General features: G+C 66.0%; 9 protein-coding genes. 7 read left to right on the top strand and 2 right to left on the bottom strand.

The window, feature by feature from the left end; genetic code table 11:
• The first annotated feature begins 33 nt into the window (after positions 1–33).
• From rpoZ to AB7849_RS02435, 7 genes are all read left to right on the top strand, one after another.
• Positions 34–324 (top strand): DNA-directed RNA polymerase subunit omega, encoded by a 291-nt coding sequence (gene rpoZ, locus AB7849_RS02465; protein WP_092702028.1) that lies wholly within the window; start codon positions 34–36, stop codon positions 322–324.
• Positions 325–460: 136 nt separating this feature from the next.
• A complete protein-coding gene (locus tag AB7849_RS02460; RefSeq protein ID WP_008209493.1) occupies positions 461–2,623 on the top strand; it encodes a RelA/SpoT family protein in 2,163 nt (720 codons plus the stop codon).
• 97 nt (positions 2,624–2,720) lie between these two features.
• Positions 2,721–3,104, top strand: coding sequence for a RidA family protein (locus AB7849_RS02455; RefSeq protein WP_008209492.1), 384 nt, complete (start codon positions 2,721–2,723; stop codon positions 3,102–3,104).
• 80 nt (positions 3,105–3,184) lie between these two features.
• Positions 3,185–5,302, top strand: a complete 2,118-nt coding sequence (gene recG / locus AB7849_RS02450) for an ATP-dependent DNA helicase RecG (protein WP_369500520.1) — start codon at positions 3,185–3,187, stop codon at positions 5,300–5,302.
• A gap of 87 nt (positions 5,303–5,389) precedes the next feature.
• Positions 5,390–6,322 carry a nucleoside hydrolase gene (locus AB7849_RS02445; RefSeq protein WP_369500519.1) on the top strand — a complete coding sequence of 311 codons (933 nt, stop codon included), beginning with the start codon at positions 5,390–5,392 and terminating at the stop codon, positions 6,320–6,322.
• Between the two features lie 117 nt (positions 6,323–6,439).
• Positions 6,440–6,685, top strand: coding sequence for a type B 50S ribosomal protein L31 (locus AB7849_RS02440; RefSeq protein WP_008211571.1), 246 nt, complete (start codon positions 6,440–6,442; stop codon positions 6,683–6,685).
• A gap of 239 nt (positions 6,686–6,924) precedes the next feature.
• Complete coding sequence (locus tag AB7849_RS02435) at positions 6,925–8,220, top strand: citrate synthase (protein ID WP_369500518.1); 1,296 nt, start codon at positions 6,925–6,927, stop codon at positions 8,218–8,220.
• A gap of 70 nt (positions 8,221–8,290) precedes the next feature.
• Here AB7849_RS02435 and AB7849_RS02430 read toward each other — a convergent pair whose 3' ends face one another.
• Positions 8,291–8,968 carry a hypothetical protein gene (locus AB7849_RS02430; RefSeq protein ID WP_008211565.1) on the bottom strand — a complete coding sequence of 226 codons (678 nt, stop codon included), beginning with the start codon at positions 8,966–8,968 and terminating at the stop codon, positions 8,291–8,293.
• Positions 8,969–9,188: 220 nt separating this feature from the next.
• Positions 9,189–11,729, bottom strand: a complete 2,541-nt coding sequence (locus tag AB7849_RS02425; RefSeq protein ID WP_008211564.1) for a penicillin-binding protein 1A — start codon at positions 11,727–11,729, stop codon at positions 9,189–9,191.
• Positions 11,730–11,890: the final 161 nt, after the last annotated feature.

Genomic DNA, 11,890 nt, shown 5'->3' with positions numbered 1-11,890 from the left:
TGTATAAGTCGCTTTATCGCTTAAGGATTTCACATGGCACGCATTACCGTGGAAGACTGCCTCGAGGTGGTCGACAACCGATTCGAGCTGGTTCTGATGGCGACCAAACGCGCCCGGCAGCTCGCCAAGGGTGCCGATCCGGCCGTCAACCCCGACAACGACAAGCCGACGGTGCTGGCCCTGCGCGAAATCGCGGATCGCCGCATCGACCAGGCCACCATCGACGAAATCGACAAGGCCGAGCGCGAGCGCGCCGAGCGCGAGGCGCTGGAATGGGCCGCGGCCGAGGTCGACGACGACCTTTCCAAGGGCGGCGACGACTGATGGACGACGGCGGCTGTCGATCCCGCAGTCGCCTGGCCGGCCCCGCCGGCATGTCTGATCGCGCCCTGTTCGCAGGGGGCGTCCCCTGCCGTCGCGAAACCATGGAGGCGGGCGCCTGAGCGGGCCCCGCATATCGATGCCGGCGGCCACGCATCCTCCCTTGGATCCGTCCGTGCTGCCTCCCTACGTGCTGGCGCTGAGAGAGCGCCTCGGTTATCTCCCCGAAAGCCAGATCGAGCGCGTGCTGCGTGCCTACGAAGTGGGGGCGCACGCCCACGAGGGGCAGGCGCGCAAGAGCGGCGAACCCTACATCACGCATCCGGTCGCGGTCGCCGGCATCCTGGCCGAGCTGGGCATGGATGCCGAGACCATCATCGCGGCCATCCTGCACGACACGCTGGAGGACACCGAGCTCAGTCGCAGCGCGCTGGCCAGCGAGTTCGGCGAAACCGTGGCCGAGCTGGTCGACGGCGTCACCAAGCTGGACAAGATGAAGTTCGGCAGTCGCCAGGAGGCGGACGCGGAAAGTTTCCGCAAGATGCTGTTGGCAATGGCGCGCGACTTGCGCGTGATCCTGATCAAGCTGTCCGACCGCCTGCACAACATGCGCACGCTGGGTGCCAAGGATGCGCCGTCGCGTCGCCGCATCGCGCGCGAGACGCTGGAAATCTACGCGCCGATCGCCCAGCGCCTGGGCATGAACAAGATCAAGGCCGAGCTGCAGGACCTCGGTTTCCGCGCGCTGTATCCCGACCGCTACCGCGTCATCAGCGAGCGCATCCGCGCGGCGCTGGGCAATCGGCGCGAGGCGATGGGCAAGATCGAGGAGGCGCTGTCCGCACGCCTGGCAGCCGACCAGTTGCCGGCGCGTGTGGTGGGGCGGATCAAGTCGCCGTGGAGCATCTATTCGAAGATGCACAGCGAGCACAAGAGTTTCGCCCAGCTGATGGATGTGTACGGTTTCCGCGTGGTGGTCGACAGCGCGATGAGCTGCTACATGGCGCTCGGCGTGGTGCACGCGCTATACAAGCCGGTGGATCGTCGCTTCAAGGATTTCATCGCGATCCCCAAGGCGAACGGCTACCAGTCGTTGCACACGGTGCTGCTGGGGCCGTTCGGCGCGCCGATCGAGGTGCAGATCCGCACCGCCGAAATGGACTCCGTGGCCGAGAGTGGCGTGGCTGCGCACTGGGCCTACAAGACCGACAGCGGTCCGGCCAACAGCGCGCAGGCGCGGGCGCGCGAGTGGCTGTCCTCGCTGGCCGACAGCTCGGTGCATACCGCCTCGTCGGCTGAGTTCATCGAGAACGTCAAGATCGACCTGTTCCCGGACGAGGTCTACCTGTTCACGCCGCGTGGCGACATCCTGGCGCTGCCGCGCAACGCCACTGCGCTGGACTTCGCCTACGCCGTGCATACCGACGTGGGCGACCATGCCGTGGCTGCCCGCGTGGACAAGAAACTGCTGCCGCTGCGCACGCGGCTGGAATCGGGGCAACTGGTGGAAATCATCACCGCGCCGTCGGCGGTGCCGAACCCGGCGTGGCTGGAGGTAGTGGTCACCGGCAAGGCACGTACCGCGATCCGCCAGTACCTGAAGCATCTGCAGCACGAGGACGCGGTGGACTTCGGCCATCGCATGCTCGATCGCGCGCTGGATGCGCTGGGCAGCAGCCTGGAAGTGATCCCGCCCACGGTGCTGGACCGCTTCCTGCACGAGTCGAAGTTCAAGCGGCTGGAAGAGTTGCTGTCCGATATCGCGCTGGGCAATCGCATGCCCGACCAGGTGGCCAGCCAACTGGTTGCCACCCGCGGGCGGCGTTCGCATGAGGCCTCCGCGCTCGTGCATCCGGCCGAGAAGATCCGCATCACCGGTGCCGAGCGTGGCGTGCTCAGTTTCGCCAACTGCTGTCATCCGCTGCCGGGCGACGAGATCATCGGTTACCTGTCCTCGGGCAAGGGCATCGTGGTGCATCGGGCCGAATGTCCGAACGTGGTCGAGCTGCGCAAGTCGCCCGAGCGTTGCGTGGGCATCGAATGGGATCGCGACGTGCAGGGCGATTACCGTGCCGAACTGCGCATCGAGGTGATCAACCGCCCCGGCGTGCTGGCCACCATCGCCGCGGCGATCGCGGCAGCCGATTCCAACATCGAGAATGTCGAGTACGTCGAGCGCGATCTGGCCGCGGCCACCTTGCTGTTCACCATCGAGGTGAGGAATCGCAAGCACCTGGCCGACGTGATGCGCCGCGTGCGCCGCACCGGCGTGGTCAGCGGCGTGTACCGGTATCCGCTGTAGGGCACACCCTGCGCGCGAAGACCGGCCGGCTACGACGTCGAGGTTTTCGCGCACAGGGTGCGCTCCTACAATCGCCTTTTCCGACTGAGGTTTCCCCATGTCCCGCCAAATCATTGCTACCGACCAGGCGCCTGCCGCCATCGGCCCGTATTCGCAGGCCGTGCGCGCCGGCGACACCGTGTACTTTTCCGGGCAGATCCCGCTTGATCCGGCGACCGGCAACCTCGTCGACGGTGACATCACCGCGCAGACGCGTCGCGTGTTCGAGAATCTCGTCGCAGTGGCCAAGGCGGCCGGTGGTTCGCTGCCGCAAGTGGTCCGCGTGGGCATCTATGTCACTGACCTGGCCAACTTTGCCGCGGTGAACGCGGTGATGGCGGAGTATTTCCAGGCGCCGTATCCGGCACGTTCCACCATCGAGGTCTCCGCGCTGCCGAAGGGTGCCCAGGTGGAAGTGGATGCGGTGATGGTGTTGTCCTGATCGATCGGCGCGGCGTCGGCCTACGCTGATCGCCGCCGGTACGGCTGGGCGCGAGCGTGCGCTCCGGCTAGGCTTGGCCCATGGCTCCCCGCAACGCCCGTCCGTCGACCGAATCCACTGATCCCGGCCTGGCGCCGCTGTCCAGCTTGCCGGGCGTCGGGCCGGCACTGGCGGCTGCGCTCGAGCGGCTGGGACTGGCGTGCGTGCAGGACCTGTGGTTTCACCTGCCGTTGCGCTACGAAGACAAGACCTGCGTCACCGCGATCGCCGATCTTCGGCCCGGTGATCGCGTGCAGGTGGTGGGCTCGATCGAAGAGGTGGAGCGCGGCTTCCGTTACCGGCCGCAGTTGAAGGTGGCCATCGGCGACGCCGCCGGGCATACCCTGCAGTTGCGTTTCTTCCATTTTCGCCGGGCCCAGCTTGAGCAATTGCAGCCGGGTACGCGCCTGCTCTGTTTCGGCGAGGTGCGCCAGGGGGCGCACGGGCCGGAGATGATCCATCCGCAATACCAGCGCATCGGCGATGGCGAGGCGGTGGCCGTGGAGGAGCGGCTGAGCCCGATCTACCCCACCACCGAGGGATTGGGCCAGAAGCGCCTGGCTGGCGTGGTGGCCAAGGCGCTGGCGTTGTTGCCGGGGGATGCGCAGCTGGAGCTGATTCCGGCCGCGCTGTGTGCCGATCATGGGCTGACCTCGCTGCGCGACGCCTTGCTCTACGTCCATCGACCGCCGCCGGATGCCGCATTGGCGCAACTGGTGCAGGGGCGCCACCCGGCACAGCAGCGCCTGGCGTTCGAGGAATTGCTGGCCCAGCACCTGAGCTTGAAGCGCCTGCGGGCGGCGGTGCGCCACCGGCATGCGCCTGCGCTTGGCGGTGACGGCACGTTGCAGCAGGCCTTGCACGCGGCGCTGCCCTTCCGGCTCACGGCTGCACAGCAGCGGGTGACGCGGGAAGTGATGGCCGACCTGGCTTGTCCGAAGCCGATGCTGCGGCTGGTGCAGGGCGATGTGGGTTCGGGCAAGACCGTGGTCGCCGCGCTGGCCGCACTGGCTGCGGTCGAGTCGGGCCGGCAGGCAGCACTGGTGGCGCCCACCGAATTGCTGGCCGAGCAGCATCTGCGCAATTTCCGCCACTGGCTGGAGCCCTTGGGCATCGAGGTGGAGTGGCTCGCCGGCAAGGTCACCGGCAAGGCCCGCCAGAAGGCGTTGGCGCGGGTGGCGGAAGGCGCGCCGGTGGTGGTCGGTACGCATGCGCTGATGCAGGAGGGCGTGGCGTTCGCGCAGTTAGGGCTGGTCATCGTCGACGAGCAACACCGCTTCGGCGTGCAGCAACGCCTTTCGTTGCGCGACAAGGGGGCCGATCACGGCAGCGGGCTGGTACCGCACCAACTGGTGCTCACCGCCACGCCGATCCCGCGCACGCTGGCGATGAGTGCGTATGCCGACCTCGACGTGTCCTCCATCGACGAACTGCCGCCCGGGCGCACGCCGGTGCAGACCGTGGCTGTGTCCAATGCGCGCCGCGCCGAGGTGATCGAGCGCATCCATGCCGCGTGCCGTGGCGGCCAGCAGGTGTACTGGGTGTGCACGCTGATCGAGGAATCCGAGCAATTGCGCGCGCAGGCCGCCGAGGTGGCCCATGCCGAACTCTCCGCGGCGCTGGACGATTGCCGGGTCGGGCTGGTTCATGGCCGCATGAAGTCGAAGGAAAAGCAGGCGGTGATGGATGCCTTCAAGGCCGGCGAGTTGGCGGTGCTGGTGGCCACCACGGTGATCGAGGTGGGCGTGGACGTGCCCAATGCCAGTCTGATGGTGATCGAGAACAGCGAGCGGCTGGGCCTGGCCCAGCTGCATCAGTTGCGTGGCCGGGTGGGGCGGGGCGCCGTCGCGTCCAGTTGCGTGTTGTTGTACCAGCCGCCACTGGGGCAGCTTGCGCGGGAGCGCCTGCAGGTGATGCGCGAGACCAGCGACGGCTTTCGCATCGCCGAAAAGGATCTGGAGTTGCGTGGCCCAGGCGAAGTGCTGGGGACACGGCAGACTGGCCAGCTGGCCTTCCGCATCGCCGACCTGGCACGCGATGCGCACCTGTTGCCGGCGGTGCAGCAGGTGGGCGAGCGGATGCTGGCGAAAAACCCGCGTGAGGCGGAGCGGCTGGTCATGCGCTGGATCGGTGCGTCGGCGCGTTACGCGCAGGCTTAGCTTTTGCAATCATCCTTGATTGCGAAGATCAAATGGGCAGCCATCCCTGGCTGCACTTTTCAATTCAATTCTTGCGATCATCCATCCATGAGAAAACCGCAACTTCTGATCGATACCGACCCCGGCGTGGACGACGCGCTGGCCATTCTGATGGCGCATGCGCATGCCGACATTGCCGGGCTCAGCATTGCCGCCGGCAACGTGGGGCTGGCGCATACGGTGCGCAACGCGCGCACGCTGGTCGACCTGCTGGGCGCCACGATTCCGGTGTTTGGCGGTTGCCCGTCACCGCTGGTGCGTATGCCGGAAGAAGACGCTGCGTTCGTGCACGGCACGGATGGTTTTGGCGATGTCGGGTTTCCCGCGTCGGTCGCACCGGTGGCGGACGAGGCGGCTGCGTTGGCGCTGCTGCGCCTGACCCGCGAGCGGCCGGGCGAGCTGACCCTGGTGGCACTGGCGCCGCTGACCAACCTGGCGCTGGCCCTGCGGCTCGATCCCACCCTGCCGCAGCGGGTCAAGCGGCTGGTGGTGATGGGCGGGGCGGTGACCGGACATGGCAACACCGGCAAGATTCCCGCCGAATTCAACATCGGTTTCGATCCCGAGGCGGCGCATGTGGTCTTCGAAGGTTTTCCCGAATTCGACCTGGTCGACTGGGAAGCCACCCTGCGACACGCCTTCGACGATGCCGAGTTCGACCAGTGGCTCGCCGCCGGCGACAAGCGCGCCGATTTCTTCGGCAAGATTTTCGGCACCGCGCGCGCCTACAACGCCAGCCACGATCGTCATGGGGTGGTGGCCGCCGATGCGCTGGCGATGGCGGTGGCGATCGACCCGGCCATTGTCACCCGCAGCGAACGCCGCCACGTGGCGGTGGAACTGGACGGCCGCCTGACCCGGGGTGCCACGGTGGTGGACTGGGCCGGTCGGCTCGGTCGACCGGCCAATGCCAACGTGGTGCTGGAGCTGGACCGGGAGCGGTTCGCGGCGCTGATTCGCGGGGCGCTGGGTGCGGCGTGAGCCTTCACGAAGCGCCCTGTGACAGGGGGTTCGGCATTCCGGGCAAGGCGTCAGTTGACTGCATCGCAGGCGACTCAGTACAATTGCCTTCTTTTCACGCACCACTTTGAGTCCATCATGAAGCCTGATGTCCATCCGAATTATCGCCCGGTGGTGTTCCAGGACCTGTCGTCCGAGTTCGCGTTCCTGACGCGCTCGACGATCGCGACCAAGGACACCGTCAAGTGGGAAGACGGCAACGAGTACCCGCTGGTCAAGGTGGATATCTCCAGCCATTCCCATCCGTTCTACACCGGCAAGCAGAAGACGCTGGACGTCGGCGGTCGCGTCGACAAGTTCCGTCGTCGTTACGCGCAGAAGTAAGCGCGGGCCGCGCTGAGCGGCCATCCGGACGAACGCAAGACACGGGGTGGGCATCGCTCACCCCGTGTTTTTTTGCGTTTCAAATTCGACCATCCGCGAACGGATGTTCATCTGCCGTTGTGCGATAATGTCACGGATGCATGGCGTGGTTTCCCCGCCCGCGATGCCCCATTTCCCCCGCTGGTCCATGTCCTGCGTGACACAAGCCGGCGACGCCACTTTGCCGCAAGGAGGTTTCCGTGTCCGATACCAAGACCGTCAAATTGATGGACGAGTCGAGCAACCGCAGCAGCGAACTCCCGCTGATCAGTGGCACGCTCGGCCCGGCCTGCATCGACATTGCCACGCTCTACAAGGATACGGGGCACTACACCTTCGACCCGGGTTTTGGCGCCACCGCCAGCACCAAGAGCGCGATCACATACATCGATGGCGACAAGGGCGTGCTGCTGTATCGCGGCTATCCGATCGAGCAATTGGCCGAGAAGTCCAGCTTCCTCGAAGTGGCGTACCTGCTGCTCAACGGCGAGCTGCCCTCGAAGGAAGAGTTCACCACGTTCGAGCACGACGTTTCGCATCACACGATGATGCACGAGTCGCTGAAGAACTTCTTCCAGGGCTTCCACCACGACGCGCATCCGATGGCGATGCTGGCCGCCGCGGTGGCCTCGCTGTCGGCGTTCTACCATGACGACCTGAACGTGGAAAACCCGGCCGATCGCAAGATGGCCGCGATCCGCCTGCTGGCCAAGATGCCGACCATTGCCGCGGCCTGCTACCGCTATTCGATCGGCTGGCCGTTCCGCTATCCGCGCAACAACCTCGAGTACGTCGACCGCTTCCTGCACATGATGTTCGAGGTGCCGAGCGAGCCGCTGGAGCTCAAGCCGGTGACCGCCAAGGCACTGGACCTGCTGTTCATCCTGCACGCCGACCACGAGCAGAATGCGTCGACCTCGACCGTGCGGCTGGTCGGTTCCACCGGTGCCAATCCGTATGCGTCGATCGCCGCCGGCATCACTGCGTTGTGGGGCCCGGCCCATGGCGGCGCCAACGAGGCGGTGCTCAAGCAGCTGCAGGAAATCGGCACGCCGGACAACGTCGAGTCGGCGATCCTGCGCGCCAAGGACAAGAACGACAGCTTCCGCCTGATGGGCTTCGGCCATCGCGTGTACAAGAACTTCGACCCGCGCGCGAAGATCATCCGCGAGATGTGCCACAAGGTGCTGGCGGAGCTGGGCGTCAAGGATCCGCTGCTGGACGTGGCGATGAAGCTGGAAGAGGCGGCGCTGAAGGACGAGTACTTCGTCGAGCGCAAGCTGTACCCGAACGTCGATTTCTACTCCGGCATCATCTACAAGGCCCTGGGCATCCCCACCGAGATGTTCACCGTGATGTTCGCCATCGCCCGCACCGCCGGCTGGATCTCGCACTGGATCGAGCAGCACGAGACTCCGGGATCGCGCATCGGTCGTCCGCGCCAGATCTACACCGGCCACGACGTGCGCGATTACGTGACCGCGGACAAGCGCTGAGTCTCACGCAAGCGTAGCAGTTCGACAAAACGCCCCGGCTTCGGCTGGGGCGTTTCCTTTTGCGGGATGGTCAGCGCAACGCGGCGGACAGCTTGCGCTCGAAGTCGTCCTCGTTGTCGGCATCGTCGGCGAGCAGGGCCTCCACCATGGCCAGCGGTGCGCGACGCATCGGTTTCTCGTCGATGCGGTCCAGCGGTGCCTGGCGCAGGGCATCGCGGGGCAGTACGGTCAGGTCGAAGGGAAGCTCGTCCGCGGCGAACAGCAATACCGGGTAGTCGTCGGTCGACTCGCGGCTGGTGCGCAGCCGTCGCATCTGCGCTTCGAACGGTACGCCGTGCTCGTGCAGGTACAGGCCGACGGCTTCGGGATCGTCGCTGAATACGTGCAGGCAGATCGCCGAGTGGGTGTCGGCGGTGCCTTCGAGCACCGCGCCGACCAGACGTGGTTCGAAGGCCTGCAGGAAACGCATGGCCTCCACGGCAGCCTCGCGACGTTGCTGAAGCAGCCGGGGCTGGCTTTCGGCCTGGAACAGGCGCTGGTGCTCGCGCAGTGCCTGTTCGATCTCGTGGTTGCGCGGCAAGGCCTGGGTGTCGAGGATGCCCAGCCGCTCGGCGGCCTTGAGCTTGGCGCGATGGAAATCGCGGATGCCGTGCTCACTCATCAATCGCGCTGCTTCCTGGGCAATCAGCACCCGGTTGCGTTGCACGCGATCGTGCGCGTGGATGCGGTGGTGTTCGCCTCGTGCCATGACGGTTCCTCCGTAGCCTGCGTCAACAGGCTACATGGAAACGTCGGACTGTGCGTGCACGGGGTGTGGCGAAAACCTGCCATCACGTACTTTTGTGCAGGAGCGCACCCTGTGCACGTACGCTCCTGGCACCTGGGATTTCACGAAGCGAGGAAGCCGATGGCGCCTGCCGGCTTTCTCTCGCTCCTCACTCCTCTCGACTCACTTCTCGCTCGCCGCATCAGAAGATGTCATAGGCGTGCTGCTGATCCTTGTTCTGCTGCTGCGCAGCCTTGGCACGCAGCTTGTCGACATCTTCCACCTTGAAGATTTCGGACATCGCATTGGGATCGCTGGCCGTGGTCGGCAGGCCGCTGTCGCGATTGATCAGCACGGTGCTGATGCCCGGTGGCATGGCCAGGCTGTCTTCGGGCAGGCCTTTCAGTGCGGAGCCCATGTAGCTCATCCAGATCGGCAGGGCGGCCTTGGCGCCGAATTCGCCGCGTCCGAGCGAGCTGAAATTGTCGAAGCCAACCCATACCGCGGTGGACAGATCACCGTCGAAACCGACGAACCAGGCGTCGCGGTGGTCGTTTGTGGTGCCGGTCTTGCCGGCCAGATCCGGGCGATCCAGCGCACGGGCGGCGGAGCCGGTACCGCGCAGGATCACGTCCTTCATCAGCGAGGTGATCAGGTAGTCGGTGCGGATATCCAGTACATGCGGCGCCAGTACCGGCGGATGCGTGCCGCCGCCATGGGCATCGGCAGGCAGCGGGCCCTGGTCGTCGCCGGTCTCGTCGGCAGTCGTGCTGGCCGGTGCCGGGGTCGAATCGGCGCTGGCCACCACGCTGTTGGCCGGGGCAGACAGCATGTCGGCCGGCGGCGGTGCCGGTGGCGTGGGATTGAGCAGGCGTTCTTCGCAGGTGCGGCAGGCGCGCGCGGGATTGGCGATATACACCGGCTTGCCGTCGCGGTCATCGATTTCCTTGATGAAGTACGGCGTGACCAGGTAGCCGCCATTGGCGAACACCGCATAGCCGCGGGCCATGCCGATCGGCGAGACCGAGGCGGTGCCCAGCGCCAGCGACAGGTTGTCCGGCAGTGCCGCCAGTGAGAAGCCGAAGCGGGTGGCGAAGGTACGCGCGTAACCCACGCCGATCGCGTCGAGCAGGCGTACCGAGACCAGGTTCTTCGATTGCACCAGCGCCTCGCGCAGGCGCATCGGGCCGGCGAACTTGTTGTCGTCGTTGCTCGGCGTCCACAGGCCGCCGGGTCGCGACGGGTCGGGCAGGGCCAGCGGGGCGTCGTTGATGATGGAGGCCGGGGTGAAGCCGCGGTCGAACGAGGCCGAGTAGAAATACGGCTTGAAGCTGGAGCCGGGCTGGCGCGCCGCCATGGTGGCGCGGTTGAACTTGCTGCGCAGGAAGCTGAAGCCACCCACCAGCGCCTGGATCGAGCCGTCCTCGGGCCTGATCGAGGCCAGCGCGGCCTCGGCGTTGGGAATCTGGGCCAGTTCCCACTGGTCCTTGCCGTTACGCGACACGCGGATGACATCGCCGCGCGCGAGCACGTCGCTGACGGCCTTGGGCGCGACGCCGATGCGACTGTCGCTGATGTACTTGCGGGCCCAGCTCATCGCGGCCAGGCCCAGTTGCACGCTGGTGTCGTGGCCGAGGTAGACGGTGGCCGCGCTGGCAGACACCGCGGTGACGATGGCCGGCTGCATGCCGGCGATCTCGTTGTAGCCGGCCAGCACGTGGTCCAACTCCGCATCGGTCGGTGCGGCAGTTAGGTCCTGGTGCGCCTCGGGGCCGCGCCAGCCATGGCGACGGTCATAGGCGATCAGGCCTTTGCGCACGGCGGCCAGGGCGTCCTGCTGGCGGGTGCTTTCGACCGTGGTTTTCACCACGTAGCCTTCGGTCAGGGCGTCGTTGCCGAACCGCTTGAGCACCTGCTGGCGCACCATTTCGGCCAGGTACGGCGCTTCCACCTGGATCGGCTGCTCATGCGGCGAGGCGTCGTCCGGGGCGGCAATGGCCTGCTGATACTGGGCGTCGTTGATGTAGTGGTGTTCGTGCATCTGGCCCAGCACCCAGTTGCGGCGGGCCACCAGGCGCTGGGGATTGCTGACCGGGTTGACCGCCGACGGCAACTGGAAAGTGGAGGCGATCGCCGCACATTCCGGAATGGTCAGCTGGTCGAGCTTCTTGCCGTAGTAGTACTCCGCCGCGGCCGCCACGCCGTAGGCGCGGTGGCCGAGGAACATCTTGTTGAGATACAGCTCGAGGATCTGGTCCTTGGTGAACTCGTCCTCCATGCGCATCGCGGTGAACATCTCGATCAGCTTGCGCGAATACAGCTTCTGCGGGCTGAGGAAGAAGTTGCGCGCCACCTGCTGGGTGATGGTCGAGCCACCCTGCACCTTCTGACCGCCGGCCAGGATCACATGCCAGCCGGCGCGCACGACGCTGCGCCAGTCCACGCCCGGGTGGTGGTAGAAGTCCGCATCCTCGGCCGACAGCACGGCATGCTTGAGCATGTCCGGCACCTGGCCGATGCTGACCGGGATGCGCCGGGTCTCGCCGAAGCTGGCAATCAGCTTGCCATCGGCACTGAGCACCCGCAGCGGCACCTGCATGTGATAGTCCTTCAGCACCGCCACCGAAGGCAGGCGAGGGGCGACCAGCCAGTAGGCGACGCCCACGGCAAGGGCAGCCAGCAGCAGTCCGGAAAAGCCCAGGATCAGCAGCCAGCGCAACAAACGCTTCAAAAAGGGAGTCATGTGGATGTAGCGAGACCTGAGTCAAAACACGCCAGAGTATAGATGTAGCAGTATCCACTACCGGAACGGCGAAGACGTGGATCCAGGTCCGATGCCGCAAAGCGCGATAGCTCAAATGTGCAGGCCATCACGTCAAAAAGTCGAGAAAGATCGCGTAGGCC

The sequence above is a fragment of the Rhodanobacter sp. FW021-MT20 genome, from assembly GCF_041107475.1.
In the GTDB taxonomy this organism is placed as follows: domain Bacteria; phylum Pseudomonadota; class Gammaproteobacteria; order Xanthomonadales; family Rhodanobacteraceae; genus Rhodanobacter_A; species Rhodanobacter_A glycinis.
Note: the sequence above shows the minus strand (reverse complement) of the source record. Positions and strands in the feature narration are given on the sequence as shown.